Source organism: Butyricicoccus faecihominis (assembly GCF_014648015.1).
Classification (GTDB): domain Bacteria; phylum Bacillota; class Clostridia; order Oscillospirales; family Butyricicoccaceae; genus Agathobaculum; species Agathobaculum butyriciproducens.
On sequence record NZ_BMQH01000011.1, the window covers coordinates 1 to 19028 of the forward strand.

Annotated in this window: 18 protein-coding genes and 1 tRNA gene; 9 read left to right on the forward strand and 10 right to left on the reverse strand. The window is 54.4% G+C overall.

The window, feature by feature from the left end:
- Positions 1 to 449 precede the first annotated feature (449 nt).
- Positions 450 to 1364, forward strand: a complete 915-nt coding sequence (metA, locus tag IEY11_RS11170) for a homoserine O-acetyltransferase MetA (protein WP_188886560.1) — start codon at positions 450 to 452, stop codon at positions 1362 to 1364.
- 77 nt (positions 1365 to 1441) lie between these two features.
- Here the strand turns inward: metA and IEY11_RS11175 are convergent, their stop codons facing one another.
- The 5 genes from IEY11_RS11175 to IEY11_RS11195 all read right to left on the reverse strand — a co-directional run bounded on the left by IEY11_RS11175 (position 1442) and on the right by IEY11_RS11195 (position 7023).
- Entirely contained in the window at positions 1442 to 2098 is a 657-nt protein-coding gene (locus IEY11_RS11175) for a redox-sensing transcriptional repressor Rex (RefSeq protein ID WP_188886561.1), read from the reverse strand.
- Positions 2099 to 2137: 39 nt separating this feature from the next.
- Positions 2138 to 3295: an isocitrate/isopropylmalate family dehydrogenase gene (locus IEY11_RS11180; protein ID WP_188886562.1), complete on the reverse strand. Its 1158-nt coding sequence runs from the start codon at positions 3293 to 3295 to the stop codon at positions 2138 to 2140.
- Between the two features lie 106 nt (positions 3296 to 3401).
- Positions 3402 to 5324 carry an aconitate hydratase gene (locus tag IEY11_RS11185; RefSeq protein ID WP_188886563.1) on the reverse strand — a complete coding sequence of 641 codons (1923 nt, stop codon included), beginning with the start codon at positions 5322 to 5324 and terminating at the stop codon, positions 3402 to 3404.
- A gap of 320 nt (positions 5325 to 5644) precedes the next feature.
- Entirely contained in the window at positions 5645 to 6490 is an 846-nt protein-coding gene (locus IEY11_RS11190; protein WP_110436071.1) for a type III pantothenate kinase, read from the reverse strand.
- A gap of 26 nt (positions 6491 to 6516) precedes the next feature.
- Positions 6517 to 7023 (reverse strand): metallophosphoesterase family protein, encoded by a 507-nt coding sequence (locus IEY11_RS11195; protein WP_188886564.1) that lies wholly within the window; start codon positions 7021 to 7023, stop codon positions 6517 to 6519.
- Between the two features lie 175 nt (positions 7024 to 7198).
- Here IEY11_RS11195 and IEY11_RS11200 point away from each other — a divergent pair, with 175 nt between their 5' ends.
- From IEY11_RS11200 to IEY11_RS11210, 3 genes are read left to right on the forward strand one after another with little or no spacing between them, the layout of a single operon-like run.
- Positions 7199 to 7465: a hypothetical protein gene (locus IEY11_RS11200; protein WP_188886565.1), complete on the forward strand. Its 267-nt coding sequence runs from the start codon at positions 7199 to 7201 to the stop codon at positions 7463 to 7465.
- Between the two features lie 12 nt (positions 7466 to 7477).
- On the forward strand, positions 7478 to 7843 hold the full coding sequence (locus IEY11_RS11205; RefSeq protein WP_188886566.1) for a hypothetical protein: 366 nt from the start codon (positions 7478 to 7480) through the stop codon (positions 7841 to 7843).
- Between the two features lie 13 nt (positions 7844 to 7856).
- The gene (locus IEY11_RS11210; RefSeq protein ID WP_188886567.1) at positions 7857 to 8096 is read left to right on the forward strand and encodes a hypothetical protein; all 240 of its coding nucleotides are present in this window, start codon (positions 7857 to 7859) and stop codon (positions 8094 to 8096) included.
- A gap of 256 nt (positions 8097 to 8352) precedes the next feature.
- Here IEY11_RS11210 and IEY11_RS11215 read toward each other — a convergent pair whose 3' ends face one another.
- Positions 8353 to 8850, reverse strand: a complete 498-nt coding sequence (locus tag IEY11_RS11215; protein ID WP_117488359.1) for a GreA/GreB family elongation factor — start codon at positions 8848 to 8850, stop codon at positions 8353 to 8355.
- A gap of 306 nt (positions 8851 to 9156) precedes the next feature.
- Between IEY11_RS11215 and IEY11_RS11220 the strand changes: the two genes are divergently transcribed.
- The 3 genes from IEY11_RS11220 to IEY11_RS11225 all read left to right on the forward strand — a co-directional run bounded on the left by IEY11_RS11220 (position 9157) and on the right by IEY11_RS11225 (position 11582).
- Entirely contained in the window at positions 9157 to 10800 is a 1644-nt protein-coding gene (locus IEY11_RS11220; protein ID WP_118729695.1) for a SulP family inorganic anion transporter, read from the forward strand.
- Positions 10801 to 11000: 200 nt separating this feature from the next.
- A complete protein-coding gene (locus tag IEY11_RS15080; protein WP_279220784.1) occupies positions 11001 to 11123 on the forward strand; it encodes a hypothetical protein in 123 nt (40 codons plus the stop codon).
- A 385-nt stretch (positions 11124 to 11508) separates the two neighbouring features.
- A tRNA-Gly gene (locus IEY11_RS11225) sits at positions 11509 to 11582 on the forward strand.
- A gap of 154 nt (positions 11583 to 11736) precedes the next feature.
- Here the strand turns inward: IEY11_RS11225 and IEY11_RS11230 are convergent.
- Positions 11737 to 12369 (reverse strand): inorganic diphosphatase, encoded by a 633-nt coding sequence (locus IEY11_RS11230; protein WP_118480997.1) that lies wholly within the window; start codon positions 12367 to 12369, stop codon positions 11737 to 11739.
- Positions 12370 to 12561: 192 nt separating this feature from the next.
- Here IEY11_RS11230 and ppk1 point away from each other — a divergent pair, with 192 nt between their 5' ends.
- A complete protein-coding gene (gene ppk1, locus IEY11_RS11235; RefSeq protein WP_188886568.1) occupies positions 12562 to 14691 on the forward strand; it encodes a polyphosphate kinase 1 in 2130 nt (709 codons plus the stop codon).
- 306 nt (positions 14692 to 14997) lie between these two features.
- On the opposite strand, the gene IEY11_RS11240 is transcribed toward ppk1, so the two are convergent.
- The gene (locus tag IEY11_RS11240) at positions 14998 to 15519 is read right to left on the reverse strand and encodes a CarD family transcriptional regulator (protein WP_188886569.1); all 522 of its coding nucleotides are present in this window, start codon (positions 15517 to 15519) and stop codon (positions 14998 to 15000) included.
- 471 nt (positions 15520 to 15990) lie between these two features.
- Entirely contained in the window at positions 15991 to 16998 is a 1008-nt protein-coding gene (locus tag IEY11_RS11250; RefSeq protein WP_188886571.1) for an ABC transporter substrate-binding protein, read from the reverse strand.
- 309 nt (positions 16999 to 17307) lie between these two features.
- Here IEY11_RS11250 and IEY11_RS11255 point away from each other — a divergent pair, with 309 nt between their 5' ends.
- Entirely contained in the window at positions 17308 to 17703 is a 396-nt protein-coding gene (locus IEY11_RS11255) for a CBS domain-containing protein (protein ID WP_110436061.1), read from the forward strand.
- Position 17704: 1 nt separating this feature from the next.
- On the opposite strand, the gene IEY11_RS11260 is transcribed toward IEY11_RS11255, so the two are convergent.
- Positions 17705 to 18952: a M16 family metallopeptidase gene (locus tag IEY11_RS11260; RefSeq protein WP_188886572.1), complete on the reverse strand. Its 1248-nt coding sequence runs from the start codon at positions 18950 to 18952 to the stop codon at positions 17705 to 17707.
- Positions 18953 to 19028: the final 76 nt, after the last annotated feature.

The window sequence follows — 19028 nt, forward strand, 5'->3', positions numbered from 1 at the left end:
GAACAAAAGTTTAAGCACATCGTTGTTTAATTTACAAGGTACAATCTGCTGTTTTCAAAGAGTTTTCACAACTTTTCGTTGTTCTTAACCGCTCATCAACAGCTTATTTAGTATATCAAAACCAGAAGCATTTGTCAAGAACTTTTTTCGATTTATTTTTCAATCAATCTTCGTTCATCGACTCGATTCTATTTTGACCGCTGTCGAAACAGCCTATTCAGGATACCAAACTTTTCACCATTTGTCAAGAACTTTTTTCAAATCCTTTTTTCGTATGCTGAACCGCTGTTTGAAAACAGCTTATTCAGGATACCATTATTCCCCCTGTTTTGTCAACAGTTATTTTTCATTTTTCTGCATTTTATGCAAACCCTTGAGATACTGCCGTAAATCTGCTATACTGAATATATTATATATAAAGATTTGTAAAGAAAAAAGGAGGTGTCGGCTTGCCTATCAAGATAGCCGACAGTCTGCCGGCACGCGCCGTATTGGAGAGCGAAAACATTTTCGTTATGACCGAACACCGTGCCGCGACACAGGACATTCGTCCTCTTCGCATCGGTTTACTCAACCTGATGCCATTGAAAATCATTACTGAAACCCAGATCCTGCGCTGTTTATCCAACACGCCGATCCAGATCGAGGTCGATCTGATCCAGACCGAAACGTACCATTCCAAAAATACGCCGGAGGATCATCTTCTCACCTTCTACAAGACGTTCGACGATATCCGCGACCAGAAATATGACGGTTTTATCATCACCGGTGCGCCGGTAGAGACCATGTCGTTTGAGGAAGTCGAATACTGGAAGGAACTGACCGAGATCATGGACTGGACTAAAACGCACGTTCATTCCACGCTGCACATCTGCTGGGGGGCGCAGGCCGGTCTGTATTATCACTACGGTATTCCGAAGTACATGCTGCCCGAAAAAATGTCCGGTATTTTCAAGCACCATGTTCTGCTGCCGAAGGAGCCGCTGCTGCGCGGCTTTGATGATATCTTCTGCGCACCGCACTCGCGCCACACCGAGGTGCGTGCCGCCGACATCCGCAAAAACGATCGTCTGACCATTCTCGCAGAGTCGCACGAAGCCGGTGTGCACATCGTAGAGGCAATGAACGGCCGTCAGATCTTTGTGCTGGGCCACGGCGAGTACGACGCCGACACGCTCAAAAAGGAGTATGAGCGTGATCTGGCTAAAGGCATGAACCCGGAGGTGCCGCGCCATTACTTCCGCAACGATGATCCCAATGAGGACGTACTGGTGACCTGGAAGGCACATGCCAACCTGTTTTACACCAACTGGGTCAACTATTATGTGTACCAGACAACACCGTATTATCTGGACAAAATGTAATACCAAAGCCGCTCATCCATTGGATAGCGGCTTTTTTCGCACAAAAAAGGGAGTATCAAAAGATACTCCCTTTCGTTTTACAGGTTCTGCGCTCTTTCCTCGTCTGCTGCGCCGACCAGATGGCACAGTGTCATCAGGCTGTCCGACAGATGCACGTTTTCGACCGGAACGCCCAGTCCCTCCAAATGAAGGTCCTCGCCGGTGAAATTCCACAGACCGCGGATACCGCGCTCTACCAGACCGTGTGCGATACGCGGAGCATCTCCGCGCGGAATGGTGAGCACCGCCACATCCGGCTTGTTGCGCTCAATAAACTCCGCAAGCGTATCCGCGCTGCGTACCTCATGGCCGCCAAAGCGCTGACCGATGAGCTGCGGATTTGCGTCAAACGCACACAGCAGCTCAAAGCCGCTGGCAGAAAAGTTAAAGTTATTAAGCAGTGCACGACCGAGGTTGCCGGCACCCAGCAGAATCGCCGTGCGGCCGGTCCGCAGACCCATGATCGCACCCAGCTCCTCCTGCAGTTTGTCGATATTATAGCCGTAGCCCTGCTGACCAAAGCCGCCGAAGCAGTTAAAGTCCTGACGAATCTGCGAAGCGGTCAGTCCCATGCGCTCTGCCAGTGCTTTGGAGGAGATACGCTGCTCCCCTTCAGCCTTCAGCTCACAAATATTCCGATAATAGCGAGGCAATCGCTGAATTACCGCTTTGGAAACCTCTTGCTTGTGTTCCACAGACCCTCTCCCTCTCTCAAATTCTATTTCTCGTGTAAATTACAGCTTAGCGATGGTATCCAGCACATAATCGGTAAATTCCTGTGCGGTTGCACCGGTATCACGACCGGTAACAACAACCTTGTGCTCCTCTACCATGCAGATATCAAGTGCGCGGTCGAGCTTCTTCGCCAGTTCGATTTCACCGATGTGCTCAAGCAGCATAACAGCTGCACGCAGTACGGAGGACGGATCCGCGTACTTTGCGCGGCCTTCCTGTACCATACGCGGCGCAGAGCCATGAATTGCCTCGAACATCGCATAGCGCTTGCCGATATTGGCAGAGCCTGCCGTGCCAACACCGCCCTGGATCTCAGCGGCCTCGTCGGTGATGATGTCGCCGTACAGGTTCGGCAGTACAACGACCTTAAAGTCGCGGCGGCGCTTGTCGTCGAGCAGCTTTGCTGTCATGATGTCGATGTACCAGTCATCAAACTGTACTTCCGGATACTCCTTGGCTACCTTCTGGCAGGTATCGAGGAACTTGCCGTCGGTGGTCTTGATGATATTCGCCTTGGTGACGCAGGAAACGCGGTTCTTGCCGGTCTTGCGTGCATAGTCGAAGGCCAGACGAGCGATACGCTCGCAGCCCTGCGAGGTAGCTACGGTAAAGTCGATGAACAGATCGTCGTCGATCTGCACGCCCTGCGAACCGACAGCGTAGCCGCCCTCGGTGTTCTCGCGGTAGAACGTCCAGTCGATACCCAGCTCCGGCACCTTTACCGGGCGCACGTTGGCAAACAGGTCGAGACCCTTGCGCATTGCAACGTTTGCGGACTCTACGTTCGGCCACGGATCGCCCTTGCGCGGGGTCGTGGTGGGGCCCTTCAGGATAACGTGGCACTTCTTCAGCTCTTCCATAACGTCGGGCGGGATAGCGCAGCCGAGCTCGGCACGGCGCTCGATGGTCAGACCATCGATCACGCGGAACTCTACCTTACCGGCCCTTACCTTGTCCGCCAGCAGAACCTCCAGCGCGTGCTGGGCCATGCCGGTGATCATCGGGCCGATGCCGTCGCCGCCGCACACGCCGATGATCAGCTTGTCCAGCTTGGAGTAATCAATAAAATCGTCCTGCGCCTTCATATCCATGATACGCTTGCGCTGGCTCTCTACAACTGCCTCAAATTTATCCAGAACAGACTGGTCGATAGACATGGTTTTGTCCTCCTACACCATTGATATTATTTTAACAAAAGAAAATATGGCTGTCAAGTCCGACCAGAGAACCCGCTTGGCTCTCCGGTCGGCATAACGTCTTGACTCACTTGCTCTGCTGACGTGCGTACAGCAGCGTGCCGCCTGCAAGCAGTGCGTGACGCTGGCGCTCGGAAACCTCACAGTCGGCCTTGAAGGTCTTGCCGCCGCAAACAACGGTGACCTGCTCGCCGTTCTTCACTTCCTCGAGCACGTTCGGCAGAGAGATTTCATCCAGCAGATTGACTGCATCGTAGTCCGCCGGATCGGCAAAGGTCAGCGGGATGATGCCGGAGTTGACCAGATTTGCCTTGTGAATTCGTGCGAAGGACTTGCACAGTACAGCCTTTACGCCCAGATACAGCGGAACGAGCGCCGCGTGCTCACGGGACGAGCCCTGACCGTAGTTTGCGCCGCCGACAATTACGCCGCCGCCCTGCTCCTTGCAGCGGGACGGGAACTCCGGATCGACGTTGATGAAGCAGTAGTTGGAGTAGTACGGCACGTTCGAGCGGTACGGCAGCAGCTTTGCGCCGGCCGGCAGGATGTGGTCGGTGGTGATGTTGTCCTCGGTCTTGAGAACGACCTTGCCGGTGTAGGATGCCTCGAGCGCCTTGCCCAGCGGGAACGGCTTGATGTTCGGGCCGCGAACGACCTCAACCTCAGCTGGATTCTCGGCCGGCTTTACGATCATGTTGTCGTTGATGGTGAAATGCTCGGGCATTTCGATCTCCGGCATCTCACCAAGGGTGCGCGGATCGGTCAGCACACCGGTCAGTGCAGACGCTGCTGCAACCTCCGGAGATACGAGGAAGATCTGTGCATCCTGGGTGCCGGAACGGCCCTCAAAGTTGCGGTTGAAGGTACGCAGCGATACGCCGCCAGACTCCGGCGACTGGCCCATGCCGATGCAGGGACCGCAGGCGCATTCAAGGATACGCGCACCGGCCGAAATGATATCCGCCAGAGCGCCGTTCTGCGCCAGCATATTGAATACCTGCTTGGAACCGGGGCTGATAGTCAGAGAAACCTCCGGGCTTACGGTCTTGCCCTTGAGGATGGAGGCAACCTTCATCATGTCGTAGTAAGAGGAGTTGGTGCACGAACCGATGCAGCACTGGTTTACCTTGATCTCGCCGATCTCGGATACCTTCTTGACGTTATCCGGCATGTGCGGCATAGCAGCCAGCGGCTCAAGCGCGGACAGGTCTACGGTGTACTCCTCGTCGTACTCTGCGTCCGGGTCGGAGGACAGCGGTACCCATACGTCGCCGCGGCCCTGTGCCTCGAGGAACTTCTTGGTTGCCTCGTCGGACGGGAAGATCGAGGTGGTAGCGCCCAGCTCAGCGCCCATGTTGGTGATGGTGGCACGCTCCGGTACGGACAGGGTCTTTACGCCCTCGCCTGCGTACTCTACGATCTTGCCGACACCGCCCTTGACGGTCATCTGGCGCAGTACGTCCAGAATAACGTCCTTCGCAGATACCCACGGAGACAGCTTGCCGGTCAGATTGACGCGGACCATCTTCGGCATCGGAATGTAGTATGCCCCGCCGCCCATTGCAACTGCAACGTCCAGACCGCCGGCACCGAACGCCAGCATGCCGATGCCGCCGCCGGTCGGCGTATGGCTGTCCGAACCGATCAGAGTCTTGCCCGGTGCGCCGAAGCGCTCCAGATGTACCTGATGGCAGATGCCGTTGCCTGCCTTCGAGTAGTAGATACCGTGCTTCTTAGCGACAGAACCGATATATTTGTGGTCGTCCGCATTCTCGAAGCCGGACTGCAGGGTATTGTGGTCAATGTAAGCGACCGAACGCTCGGTCTTGACCTGATCGACGCCCATCGCCTCAAACTGGAGATAAGCCATCGTGCCGGTGGCATCCTGCGTCAGCGTCTGGTCGATCTTGAGACCGATTTCCTGACCCAGTACCATTTCGCCGTCTACCAAGTGCGCTTTCAAAATCTTCTGCGCGATTGTCATACCCATGTGTGTTTCCTTCGCTCCTTTATGTCCCGACGCGAAAGACTTTCGCTTTCGCGCCCCATTCTCGTCAGAATGGGTGGTTGCGGCTTCCACAGCCTTCTCCACGGTGTAACCCACACCGTGCCCAAAAACAAAAATAGAAGTGGTGTTCGCATACACGAAACCACTTCTATTTTACAACATTCTATCGGTTTTGCAAAGCACTTTTCACCGCAGTGATTTGAAAAAGTTCAAGCCTTTTTCTGCGTTTTTTCAGCAGAATTACTGTTTTCGGCAGAAAGTCACTTGTGTTTGCTGAAAAAGCGGTTCCACGGCAGCTTAACTTATTTGTTCTCCTGCCATGCACCTTCCTCAGTCACTTCGATGACGCTGTTATTCATATCCAGCTTGCGGTTTTCAAACGCCTCGCGGTTGTTCTCGTAGATGAGACGCAAGCCCTCGAGCGTCAGGTTCGGGTCCACATCGTCGATGAGGTCGCAGTATTCCGCCATCATGCGGCCCATGCCGCCGGTAGCGACTACTCTTGCCTTGCCGCCCAGTTCCTTCTGGATATCCGTGATGATGCCGGTCAGCGCGCCGACATAGCCGCGCACCGCACCGGACTGCATGGACTGCACAGTGGTCTTGCCGATGGCATTCTCCGGCCGCTCAATGTCCACGCGCGGCAGCTTGGATGCCTTGAGGAACAGCGCCTCCATCGCCACCTTCAGACCCGGGAAAATCGCGCCGCCCTGATACGCGCCGTTCTCGTCGATGGCATCAAAGGTGGTCGCCGTGCCGATATCCACGATGATGAGCGGCTTGCCGTACTTGCGAACCGCAGAAACCGCGTTGACCAGGCGGTCCGCGCCGACCTCGCGCGGGTTGGCATAGCAGTTTTCAATGCCGATATCCGCATCGCGGCCTGCAATGACCGGCTGCACAAACAGATACTTGCGGATGGCGTTGATGAGCGTGTACATCACCGGCGGCACGACCGACGCGATAACGACCGCCGTCGTATCCGCACAGGCGATATCGTGGAAGTGATAATACTGCGCGATCAGCATACCCAGCTCATCCGAGGTGCGCTCAGAATTGGTGGAAATGCGGAACGAGCCGCGCAGCTTGTCTCCGTCATATAAACCGAACACCATGTTGGTGTTGCCTACGTCGATTGCTAAAAGCATAATGTTCTCCTAATTTTCTATTTCTCTTACAGACTCTCTTTTCGCAGCAGACTGCCGTCCTCATCGACCAGCTCGAGCAGCGTAGCCCGTCCGTTCTCGATGGTCAGCCGTGCATAGCTGGCCGGACCGCCGCGCGGCAGACTGATACTGCCCGGATTGCATACCCACACGCCGTTCTCCCGCTCGAGCATCATGCGGTGCGTATGCCCGAAAAAGGCAAGCGCGCAGTGCTCCTCGTAAGCCCGCTGGGACACAATGCCGCTCGACAGCATGCCGACACGCTCACGGTGGCCGTGCGTGATATAAATCCGCACGCCGCCCGGTGTCACAACCGCATTCAGCGGCACTTCGGGATCAAAATCGTTGTTGCCCCGCACACGGCAGATCGGCATAGCCGGGAACACACGCTCGATCTCCCGGGCATCCTCGGCGTGATCGCCTAAGTGAATGACCGCCTCCGGTTCTTCCCTGTCTACCGCAAAGGCCATTGCCATGTTATAGCCGTGGGAATCTGCAAATATCAGCACTTTCATGTTGTTCCCTCTCTCTGCACCGCCGCACATATAGCTGTATTTTACACCGAGTATCCCGCGATGTAAAGTAATTTTCTTGCGATCAGCCACAATTTATTTCCCGGTGCACACACTTCTCCTCCCGGCGGCATATACTGTCATGAAACAACTTCTTATGAGAGAGGACGGGACGCGAATGAATCAGAACGAACTGCTCCGCAGACTTGCGGCACAGGCCGGTGGAGATGCAGCACTCGAACGGCTTTCCGGTGCGCTCGGCACCGCAGACGGCAGGCGTGCGGTCGAGCAGCTGTCCGCACAGCATGCCGATGAGCTGGAACAGGCCGCAAAAGCCGCTCAAAGAGGTGACATGCGCAGCGCAGCACAGGCAGCGCAAAAACTCATGCAGACACCCGAGGGTGCGCGGCTTGCCGCTCAGCTGCGGCACATTTTCGGCAAATAAGGAGGCTTTTGCATGGAAAACGATATGCTTTCCTCGCTGCTGAGCGACCCGGAAGCACTGCAGAACGCGATGAAAACCGTGTCCGACCTGCTCGGCGGTCAGCCGTCCGCACAGGCAGAGCCGCAGAGCACCTACGACCCTGCTTCCGAGATGATGCAGAAAGCGCTTCCGGTCATCGGCGCGATCGCGCAGAGCGGACAGAATGCCGTAAAACCGGAAAAACGCGCACTGCTCGGTGCGCTCAAGCCGTTCGTTGCCGAGGAGGTCTCCGGCCAGTTCGACCGTGCCCTCCGTCTGGTCAGCATGGCTCGGATGGCGCGCGCGGCACTCGGACAGGTGAACCTCTCTGCAGACGATACCGCGCCGCGAGCCTTATAGGAGGTGCTGACCCATGTATAACCGCTATCTTGCCGCCGCAGAGCAGACCGCACCGGAAACAAACGAATCGCCGCAGAGCAGCACCTTTTCCGGTCTCGGACGCACGCTGAATGCGCGTCTGCAGGGTGTCCGGCTGGACATGGATACTATGATCGCCCTGCTCATCGTGTGGTTCCTGCTGATGGACGATGACGGCGTGGTGGATTGGGAACAGTTTCTGCTCACCGCCGCCCTGCTCCTGTTTGGGCTGTGAGTACATGAAAAAACTGCCGCACGGTTGATGTGCAGCAGTTTTTTATTGCATTCGCGTGCTATAATTGAGAATGAGCGCTATCCTTGCGCAGCTCTGTCCGCGCTGCCGCGATTTCTTGCAATACGGCAAGTATTGCAAGAAACCGCGCCTCAGCAGTACGCAGAATTTATTCGCAAACCGCTCTTGTTCCATTATGCGGTATTGCCTTAATCCGCGCCTTCGGTGCGCACATTCATTTTCCATTCTCCATTTTCAATTACAAAATAGGTCCCGACCCATCATCCTTCTCCTTGGTGATGGACTTGATCACAACAGTATAGCTGTCGCCCTCTTCGGTGGTGACATCCACCCGGTCACCGACCTTTTTGCCGAGCACCGCCTTGCCAAGCGGTGCCTTGCAGCTGATTCTGCCGTTCAGCGGATCACACCGCACGGTCGTTACCACCTGAATGGTATCCGTGTCATCATCGTCCTCAAACAGCAGCTCCACCTTATCGAACAGACCGACCTCATCCGCGCCCGCCTTATCCTCAATCACATGCGCGGATTTAATCATGCGCTCCAGATAGCGGATGCGGCTGCGGTTGCGGTTCTGCGCCTGCTTGGCGGCTTTGTATTCAAAATTTTCACTCAGGTCACCGAACGCACGTGTGCGCTTGACCTCCTCGATCAGCTCGGGCATCAGCTCCAGCTTGCGGTGGTCCAGCTCCTTCTGCATCATTTCAATGTCCTGTGCGGTCAGATCGTCATGCATAGCTTTTCATTTCCTTTCATGCTTCCATGCTCATGCCTTAGATTATATGCTGTTTGGCGGAATTTTGCAACGCCTGTCCTCCCGTCAAATTTCCGCATGGTTAAATTTGCGTGATAACCGCGCAGAATGTTCAACAATTTGCACAATTTTCTATTTTCCGCCATTTTTATTTGCTGTATCGTTTTCCATATGATATACTGTTGCTATACGCCTGTACACCACAAAGCAGGGTGCTGACGTTTTCCGTTGGCCGCCCTGCTTTTTTGCTGTGTACGGGAGAATCACAAAAAGGGGAATGAAAACATCATGGGAACTGCATTTTTGCGGCAGCTTCAGCAGGAATTCAAGGGCTACAACGGGCAAAAGCTGGCCAAGGACCTGATGGCTGGTCTGACCGTTGCGGCAGTGGCGCTGCCTCTGGCACTGGCGTTCGGTGTATCGGCCGGTGCAACAGCGGCCTGCGGCCTGGTTACGGCGATTGTTGCCGGTCTTATCATTTCGGCGCTGACCGGCGGCTATTATCAGATTTCCGGTCCGACCGGTGCTATGGCAGCCATTCTCGGCTCGCTGATCGCGACCTACGGCATGCAGGGCATGTTCGTGGCAACCTTTCTCGCCGGTGCGCTGCTCATCCTTGCGGCGGTGCTGCACCTCGGCAACCTGACCGCCTTCGTACCCGCGCCGGTTATCACCGGTTTTACCTCGGGTATTGCGGTCATTATCGCGATGGGTCAGATCGACAACTTCTTCGGCACGCACTCGGAAGGGGCCAGTGCGATTGCGAAGATCATCTCGTATAAGGATCTCGGCTTTCATCCGGATATTGCTACCACGCTGATCGCGCTTTTTGTCGTTCTGCTGATGGTGTTCTTCCCGAAAAAGTGGAACGCGGTCGTACCGGCTTCGCTCATCGGCATTATCATCGCAACTGCGGCAACGATGATTCTGAAGCTCGATATCGCAACCGTCGGCGAGATTCCGAAAACGCTCATGCTGCCGGATCGTCTGTCTCCGGCACAGATTGACTGGAACACGGTTCCTGCTCTGCTGGCGCCGGCATTCTCCATCGCGGTGCTGAACATGCTCGAAAGCCTGCTGTGCGGTGCGTCTGCCGGCCGCGCGACCGGCGTCAAGCTCAACAACGATCAGGAGCTGTTCGCACAGGGCGTCGGCAACATGGTGCTGCCGATGTTCGGCGGCATTCCGGCAACTGCCGCTCTGGCGCGTACCTCGGTAGCAGTTCGCTCGGGTGCGCAGACCCGTCTGACCGGTATCTTCCATGCGGTCGGTCTGCTGATCATGATGTTTCTGCTCGCGCCGGTCATTCAGAATGTGCCGCTGGCCGGTCTGGCAGGCGTGCTGATGGTCACAGCATGGCGCATGAACGAATGGCACGCCATCAAGTACATGTTCAGCCACCGTTTCAAGGGTGCCATGGCGAAATTTATCGTCACCATGATCTGCACCATCGTATTCGACCTGACGGTTGCGATCGTAGTCGGTGTCGGTCTCGGTCTGATCCTGATGGTTGCCCGTCTGTCCAAGCTGCAGATCAACTACGAGCGTGTTGACATGTCCCGCATCAAGAGCAACGACGAGGCGCTGAACGAGCGTTACCGCAACGCAATGGTCGCTTACATCACCGGTCCGCTGATCTTCGCCAACATCGACACCATCGAGCAGCTGACCGAGCGTGTCGGCACCTGTGATACGCTGCTGCTGTCCATGCGCGGCGTGCCGTATATTGATATTTCGGCGGCACAGGCGCTGATGGATATTCTTCGTTCGCTGCACGAAAACGGCGTGGATATCGTACTGTGTGGCCTGCCGAGCAGTGCCATGAATATGATGCACCGCTCCGGTATTTATGATATGGTCGGTGAACAGGGCTTCTACTGGAGCGTAGAGCGTGCTCTGCTGGACCTTCGTCCGTATACCGGCAAAAAGTAACAATGCACAAGGCGTATGTTTGAGACATGCGCCTTTTCTCTTGTGGATATTATACAAATTCTTTTCATGGTTTTAATGCAATATAACGAAATTGCGTATTGCGTTTTTTCTGAAATGCGCTATAATAATATCGTAATCAGAAAGAACAGAAAAAATGTTAGCAGCACCGTCAGAAGACGGATTAAAGGAGGCTGATTATCATGACTAAGAAAAATTACATCCGCACGCTCGGTATGATCGCTGAATCCATGTTTATGCAGAACCCCAGCTACTCCTGGAGAGGCAGCATGGCTTGCCGCGATTTCTCCAAGACCCGCAAGTAAGATAAACAATAGAAAGACCGCTGTATGATTGTACAGCGGTCTGAGGCTGTCGAAAAACTAACGTTTTCCGAGCAGCCTCTCGATCGAAACCACGCTTTCGATCGAATTTCGAAGAAAAACCGCGCCTTGCAGGCACATTTTTTCTTCCCTTGTATAAATTCCGAGGTACACGCCCCCGGAATTTATGAATTTGCTCCGCAAATTCTATTTTATGCGTGCTGCCGCACAAAGCACAAGAGTTGAAATGCTGCTTTTTCGACAGACTGAGACCGCTGTATGATTGTACAGCGGTCTTTTTTCCGGTTTGGGCGGTGAAAACACCACGGATTCCCCGTCCGGGCACTTGACAAAAGCCCGTCAGACCTTTACAATAATACTGTTGTCTGCAGGGTTAGTTCATCGGTAGAACGGTCGCTTCCCAAGCCACAGAGGCGGGTTCGATTCCCGTACCCTGCTCCAAAAAACACAGCCATCCAAATGGATGGCTGTGTTTTTTTCATATAACGGGTGCCGAATCAAACGCACGGTTTCGCCCGAAGAGCAAGAGAAGCTCCTCGGAGAGACCCGTGTCACGCCGCTCGTTGATGCGAAAGCTGTCCTCGGCTCTATGTACTTAGCCTTTGCGGATATCCTTAATAAGCTTTTCCTTCTCCTTGGCTTCCTTCTTTTCTTCCTTGAGACGCTTTTTCTCCGACTCGTATTCCTTGCTCGGACACTTGCCGCAGTAATGAACCTCATATCGCTCGATACAGTCCTTGATCACCTTGACTGCCACCGAACGCGTCAGCGCGTCCGACGTTGCGGTGTACTTGTGCTCCAGACTCTTGTAAATCTCGAAGAAATGCGCGATCTCGTTGCCGTGATGCGGCGGCAGCTGGTCGATATCATGATAATAGTTCCAGTTCGGGTCCTCGAACGGAATGGCGATGATCTTATCGTCGATCTCGTCATCATCAATCATGCGGATCACGCCGATCGGATAGCAGTCCACCTCGACCATCGGGTCAAGCGTTTCACTGCACAGCACGAGCACATCCAGCGGATCGCCGTCGCCCGCATAAGTGCGCGGAATAAAGCCGTAATTGGCCGGATAATGTGTTGAAGTATACAGAATACGATCCAGCCGCAGCAGACCGGTCTGCTTGTCCAGCTCATACTTTTTCTTGCTGCCTGCCGGAATTTCAATGACTGCCGTAAAGCTCTCCGGCGTTACGCGACTCGGATCAATGTCATGCCAGATGTTGATCATATCTGATTTTCTCCCTCTTTCTTCTTATTTTATATCCACAGTATAACAGACCTTTTCATTTCCCGCAAGACCTGCGGAGGAAAGAAACTTTTTATGCATTTTACATGAAACACATTGTTCCTTTACAAAAGCGCAGTATAATAGTAACGATAGAATGACGGCGTATGCCACCGCGAAGGGGGATATGATATGACACAGAAGATTTGGGAGCAGGGCTACACCCAGAACCGTGAGCTTTCGTGGCTGCAGTTCAACGCCCGCGTGCTCGCCGAGGCGGAGGATGAGAACGTGCCTCTGCTCGAGCGCTTCAAATTCCTTGCAATCTTTACCAGTAATCTGGATGAGTTCTTCATGATCCGTGTCGGCAGCCTGTGTGACATGGCCGCCGTGGACAAGGAGCATACCGACAGCAAATCCGGTCTGACCGCCAAAGAGCAGCTGCATCTGATCTACAAGGCGGTGGAGCCGCTCTATGCACGTCGTGACGCGGCGTTCTCCGATGTGGACAGCAAACTGAGTGCGATTGGTCTGCGCCGACTGACAATGGATTCGCTTGCTCCGGACGAACAGAAATACATCAAGCGGTATTTCAAGGATATCATTGCGCCGGTTCTCTCGCCGCAGATTGTGGACTCGCACCATCCGTTCCCGCACCTTGAGGGCAAGGTGCTGCATATTGCCGCGCTGCTCAGCCACAAAAAGACCGAACGGCTCGGTCTGCTGCCCGTGCCCGCATCGCTGCCGCCGGTTGTGTTCCTGCCGGAGACACCGTCGCGCTATATTCTCACCGAGGATATTCTGCTCGCCTACGCTGACCATGTGTTCGAGATGTACGATGTACTTGAAAAGACCGTGCTCTGCGTTACCCGCAATGCGGATATTCAGGTGGACGATGAAACCTTCGGCGTAGAAGGCGGAGATTTTCGCAAAAAGATGGAAAAGCTGCTGCGGCAGCGCCGCCGCATGGCTGTCGTGCGCGTGGAGATCAACCGTCCCATCAGCGACCATTTCAAAGAGCACTTCCGCAGCCGCTTTGAGGTCAGCGATGCACAGATTTTCCTGTCGCGCACAGCACCGCTCAAGCTTGGGTATGCGTTCTCGCTCGGCGAACACCTGCCGGAAAAAAAGCGTGCGTTTCTCAGCGACGCGCCCTTCACGCCGCAGCAGCCGGCCATGCTGTCTGCCGGTCAGAGTCTGCTCAAGGCCGCTCTGCAGCGGGATATTCTGCTGTCCTATCCGTATGAGAGCATGGAGCCGTTCCTGCAGATGATTCGTGAGGCGGCAAACGACCCGGCTGTACTGGCGATCCGCATCACGATTTACCGGCTGGCAAGCAAGGCAAAGCTGGTCGAATACCTGTGTGCTGCCGCCGAAAACGGCAAGGACGTTACCGCACTCATCGAGCTGCGCGCGCGCTTTGACGAGCAGAACAACATCGACTGGTCCGAACGCATGGAAGAAGCCGGCTGCAAGATCATTTACGGCTTCGAGGATTACAAGGTGCACTCCAAGATCTGCCTGATCACCCGCAGAGAACGCGGAGCCGTCCGCCATATTACGCAGGTCGGCACCGGCAACTACAACGAGAAAACCGCCAAGCAGTACACGGACGTGTCGCTCATCACGGCGGATGAACGCATCGGTCAGGACGCAGGCGCGTTCTTCAACAACATGGCGCTCGGCAACCTGTCCGGACGCTACAGCCGCCTGTTCGTCGCGCCGACCAGCCTGAAAAACAACATTCTGGCGCTGATGGACGAGCAGATTGCCAAAGGCAAGGACGGCTACATCCTGCTCAAGTTCAATTCGCTGACCGATATCGATGTAATCGCCAAGCTGCGGGAGGCATCCTGCGCAGGCGTCACAGTCGAGATGATCGTGCGCGGCATCTGCTGCCTGCTGCCCGGTGTGCCGGGCCACACCGAGAACATCACAGTGACGAGCATTGTCGGACGTTTTCTTGAGCATTCCCGCATTTATGTGTTCGGCCGCGGTGATGAGGAAAAAATGTATATCTCCTCCGCCGATCTGATGACGCGCAACACTGAACGCCGTGTTGAAATTGCCTGTCCGATCGACGATCCTGCCGTCCGTACCCGCCTGCATGATATTCTCTATGCCATGCAGCACGATACTGTCAAGGCGCGTGTTCTGCAGCCGGATGGCACCTACTGCAAAAAGCCTGCCGTGCAGGACCCCATCTGCGCACAGGATCTGCTTATGCAGCAGGCCATTGAGAACGCCCGCAAGCAGGCCGCACAGCCTGCGCCGCATCCGGGTTTCCTCAAGAAGATCCGAAAATGGTTCTCCGGTTCCTAAGGCAACACCGCACAATTAAAGCGGCGGCTCCTTGTGCAGGCTCCGATCGCACTGCCGCGGTGCTTTGCGGAAATTTTGTGCCCTGACTTTGGCTTCGGTTCCTTGCGCGAGTTCCGTCCGCGCTGCCGAAGTTTCACGGTAATACATCAAGTATTACCGCAAAACTGTGCCTCGTCAGTACGCAAAATTTACTCGCAAATCACTCTTGTTCAATTATGCGGTATTGCCCTAAACAAATGGACTGTCGAAAACTTCGTTTTCCTGACAGACTGAAAAAGAGAGGCTTCAAAGCCTCTCTTTTTCTATTTATTCTGCAGTTTTCTTTGCCGTCTTTTTTTCCAGCTTGCCAATCCTCTGATTGATATACGCCGGAACTTCCTTGAGCGGAATACCGAGTGCAACCGAAAGCTCGTTGTTAAGCAGTTCCTCGGCACGTTTGCGGTAGCGCTGATCGACCTGACTGACACGGCGTCCGTGCCGGCGCGACTTGGCGTAAACCGTCTTGATCAGCTGCACAAGCTCCTCGCAGTCGTGGCTCTGCAGCGCCGCCTGATAATGCTCATTCGCCATGCGGACGCTGTGGCAGACAAAGTGGTCCTCTTCGATGTCAGGAATAGAGTTGATGAGTTCCTCTGCTTTTTCGCGGGAGATCACCGGACGGGTAAACACCGGCGAATCCGTCGGAATATAGATGGTCTCCGTGCCCGTTACCGGTACCAGCGTATAGTACAGCTTATCCTCCTCGGTCTCGAACGGCGGCTTGCCGATTGACTCTACCCGGCACACACTGTTGGTTCCGTACACAATGAACTCTCCTGCCTGATACATCAAGATGCCTCCTCACACATCGCGTTTCATTCTGTTTCCGTCATCCACTTTTTCTGATATCATTATAGCACATTTCCCTGCAAATTGTAAGTTTTATTTGCTCTTTTCCTCATTTTTCGGCAATTTGACGTATATTTTCGCTGTAAAACCGCACGTCCGTGCGCAAAATTTCTCCTGCAGATGAAAAAAGCACCGTACATAAAGTACGGTGCTGAGACTGTCGAAAAACTTCGTTTTTCCGACAATCTGTGTTTTGACTTTGCAAAACACGGACGTCCGAAAGTTCCCATGCGGAAACTTTCTCCCTCTGAAAGTATGAAAACCGAGGTACACGCCCCCGGTTTTCATGCATTTGCGCCGCAAATGCTATTTCATGCGCGCTGCCGCGCGGCAGCGGCAGCAGCGCTAAAACGGACTTTATTGTCAAACCGAAACACCGTACATAAAGTACGGTGCTTTGGTTTTCAGCTTTTAGCCTTCGATTGCCGTGTAATCATCCGGAACGGTGATGCCCAGCTTCTCGCAGTTAGTCTTGTTGTACATCTTCGTGAAGTTCGGTGCAGGCTGTACTTCCATATCACCCGGGTTTGCGCCGTTGGCGAGGATCTCGTAAGCCATCTCACCGGTAGCCTGACCCAGTTCGTAGTAGTCGATCGACAGAGTAGCTACGCCGCAGCCGTTGCAGATGCCCTGCTCGCCTGCGATAACCGGAACCTTTGCCGGGATAACAACGTTTGCAATTGCCTCGGTGCAGGAAGCAGCGGTGTTATCGGTCGGGATATACATAACATCACTTGCCGCAGCAGCCTTCTGCGTTACGGAAGCAACGTCGTTGGAGTCGGTGAACGCATACTCGGTGCAGGTGTAACCCAGCTTCTCAAGCAGCGGCTTGATGGTGTCGATCTGGTACTTGGAGTTCGGCTCAGCGGAGCAGTACAGCAGACCTACGTTCTTGGCATCCGGGAACAGCTCCTTGAGCATGTCGGCCTGACCGTCGAGCGGTGCAAGGTCGGTGGTGCCGGAGATGTTGGTGCCGGTCTTGCCGGTCCAGTCGGATACGCCGAGTGCGGTGCCGTAGTCGGTTACCGAAGTGCCGAGGATCGGAATATCAGAGGTGCCGGCCTGTGCTGCCTGCAGTGCTGCGGTAGCGTTCGCCATGATCAGGTCAACGCCTTCGGAAACAAAGCCGTTTACAATCGTGGTGCAGTTTGCGGACTCGCCGGAAGCATTCTGCGAATCAAATTCAACAGAACCGCCGTCAGCCTCAACCAGCTCCTTCAGCTTATCCTGAAAACCCTGCGTAGCCGCATCCAGTGCCTCATGCTGAACCAGCTGAACGATGCCTACCTTGTAGCTGCCTGCACCGGAATCACCGGAGGCTGCATTGCTGTCATCGCTGCCGGAGCTGCTGCCGCCGCAGGCAGTCATCGTGAGTGCCATGGCGCCGGCCATCAGCGCTGCGAGTAATCTCTTCTTCATGGAAAACCCTTCTTTGTTCAAATTTTACTTTTCACAGAACTTTTGTACTTCTGTTGCTTCATCATTTTAGCAGTTAAAAGAGTGCAAGTCAAGTATACCGTTTGAATTTCTTACGATAAGAATTATCTATCCGTCATTTTTTACAATATCAACTTTGCAATTTGTTAACAATCTGTAAGGATTGTTAAATTCCAGTTGACCCTCGCTCCTGTCTATCGTACAATAGAGGTAACAAAAGCAGCACCGGTGAATCCGCTTCACGGTGCTGCTCTGCTACGATTTATATTACAATTTTTAAGGAGCGATACTATGAATATTTCGTTCTTCCTGAAACCCAAGGTAGAGGTTTCCTACTTAACCGAAAGCTGCCCGGTGCAGAAGGCCATTGACGACATGCTCCACAGCGGCTTCACAGCGATTCCTGTGGTAGATGCCAAGGGCAAATACGCCGGAACGATCACCGAAGGTGATTTTCTGCGGCTGGTGCTGCATTACCCGAAGGAAACCCTCGAACAGCTGACCGTCGGTCAGGTTGAGCTGCGGGTACACCACCGCTCGGTAAGCATTGATGCACGCATGGAGGATATGGTCGATCTGGTCACAGCGCAGAATTTTGTACCTGTAGTGGACGGACGCGGTATCTTCTGCGGTATTGTCACCCGTCGGGATGTGATCACCTACCTCTGCAAGCAAGTGCAGAGCTGATTCAACGAAGCAGTTCGCGGTATGTATCCTCGCTGTCCGGCTGTCCGACAACGGCCAGAGAAGCCTTCGAGCGGTCGAACACACGGCGGGCAAGGTTCAGGATATCATCTGCGGTCACGCAGTCGTAGGAATCGAGCACTTCCTCGATCTTGGATACCTCGCCGCGCAGCAGTTCACTGCGGCCGATGGTCATCATGCGGTTTCCTGTATTCTCCAGTCCCATCAGCAGCGTGGTCTTGGCCTGCTCACGGCAGCGCGACAGTTCGTCCGGCTCCGGTCCGTTCTGACAGAATTCATCGAGTTCACGCAGAATGAGATCGAGCGCCTTGCGCTCGGTTTCCTGTCCCAGACCGGTGTAGATGGACAGCAGACCGGTATCCAGATGCGGTGTGGTAAACGTGTATACCGAGTAGCACAGACCGTTCTGCTCGCGCACGCTCTGGAACAGGCGGGACGACATGCCGCCGCCGAGAATGGAGCTGAGCAGGTTCATTGCAAAGCGGTCCTCGCTGACAAGCGATACGCCCGGGAAGGACAGGCACAGGTGGTTCTGCTCGATCTCCTTGTCCCTCAGGAACAGGCTCGGCTGGTAGGCTGCCGGTGTGATAACGTTTTTGCCATCGCCCTGCATCTCGGAGAACAGCTCCTCGATAAAGTCGAGATCCTCATCGGTAAAATGACCGGAAACCGCAACAACTGTATCCTGCGGACGGTAATATTCGCGCATATACTTGTGCAGTGTTTCCGAGGTCATCGGCTCGAGCGTTTCCGCCGTGCCGAGAATCGGGCGGCCAAGTGCCGAGCCGTCGTAGCAGCTCTCGAACAGCTTGTCGATGGCAACATCCTCCGGAGAGTCCTCGTACATGTCGATCTCCTCGAGAACGACACCGCGCTCCAGCTCCAGATCCTCCTGTGCAAAGCGGGAATGCAGGAACATATCCGCCAGCAGAGCCACCGCGTTTTTCAGCCGGCTGTCCAGAACCTTCATATAGTAGCATGTGCATTCCTTATCTGTGAATGCATTCGCCTGCCCGCCTAATGCATCGATTGCGATTGCAATATGGCGGGCAGAGCGTTTTTCCGTGCCCTTGAAGATCATGTGCTCGATGAAATGCGATACGCCGCCGAGCTCTGCGGGTTCGTATCGGCTGCCGTTGCCGACCCAGATGCCGACCGACACCGTGCGCATGTTGTCGATCCGTTCGGTAATCAAGCGCACACCGTTCGGGAGAATTCGTTTTACATACATAGGTTTTTACCTGCTTTCTGTTTGTACTCTTTCTCTCTATTTCTTATAGCAGTTATCGCCATATAAGAACAGGGGA

Coding starts and splice junctions, on each gene's coding strand:
- IEY11_RS11180 (WP_188886562.1), bottom strand. CDS start 3,295: ATGTCTATCGACCAGTCTGTTCTGGATAAATTTGAGGCAGTTGTAGAG.
- IEY11_RS11185 (WP_188886563.1), bottom strand. CDS start 5,324: ATGGGTATGACAATCGCGCAGAAGATTTTGAAAGCGCACTTGGTAGAC.
- IEY11_RS11190 (WP_110436071.1), bottom strand. CDS start 6,490: ATGCTTTTAGCAATCGACGTAGGCAACACCAACATGGTGTTCGGTTTA.
- IEY11_RS11195 (WP_188886564.1), bottom strand. CDS start 7,023: ATGAAAGTGCTGATATTTGCAGATTCCCACGGCTATAACATGGCAATG.
- IEY11_RS11200 (WP_188886565.1), top strand. CDS start 7,199: ATGAATCAGAACGAACTGCTCCGCAGACTTGCGGCACAGGCCGGTGGA.
- IEY11_RS11205 (WP_188886566.1), top strand. CDS start 7,478: ATGGAAAACGATATGCTTTCCTCGCTGCTGAGCGACCCGGAAGCACTG.
- IEY11_RS11210 (WP_188886567.1), top strand. CDS start 7,857: ATGTATAACCGCTATCTTGCCGCCGCAGAGCAGACCGCACCGGAAACA.
- IEY11_RS11215 (WP_117488359.1), bottom strand. CDS start 8,850: ATGCATGACGATCTGACCGCACAGGACATTGAAATGATGCAGAAGGAG.
- IEY11_RS11220 (WP_118729695.1), top strand. CDS start 9,157: ATGGGAACTGCATTTTTGCGGCAGCTTCAGCAGGAATTCAAGGGCTAC.
- IEY11_RS15080 (WP_279220784.1), top strand. CDS start 11,001: ATGACTAAGAAAAATTACATCCGCACGCTCGGTATGATCGCTGAATCC.
- ppk1 (WP_188886568.1), top strand. CDS start 12,562: ATGACACAGAAGATTTGGGAGCAGGGCTACACCCAGAACCGTGAGCTT.
- IEY11_RS11240 (WP_188886569.1), bottom strand. CDS start 15,519: ATGTATCAGGCAGGAGAGTTCATTGTGTACGGAACCAACAGTGTGTGC.
- IEY11_RS11250 (WP_188886571.1), bottom strand. CDS start 16,998: ATGAAGAAGAGATTACTCGCAGCGCTGATGGCCGGCGCCATGGCACTC.
- IEY11_RS11255 (WP_110436061.1), top strand. CDS start 17,308: ATGAATATTTCGTTCTTCCTGAAACCCAAGGTAGAGGTTTCCTACTTA.
- IEY11_RS11260 (WP_188886572.1), bottom strand. CDS start 18,952: ATGTATGTAAAACGAATTCTCCCGAACGGTGTGCGCTTGATTACCGAA.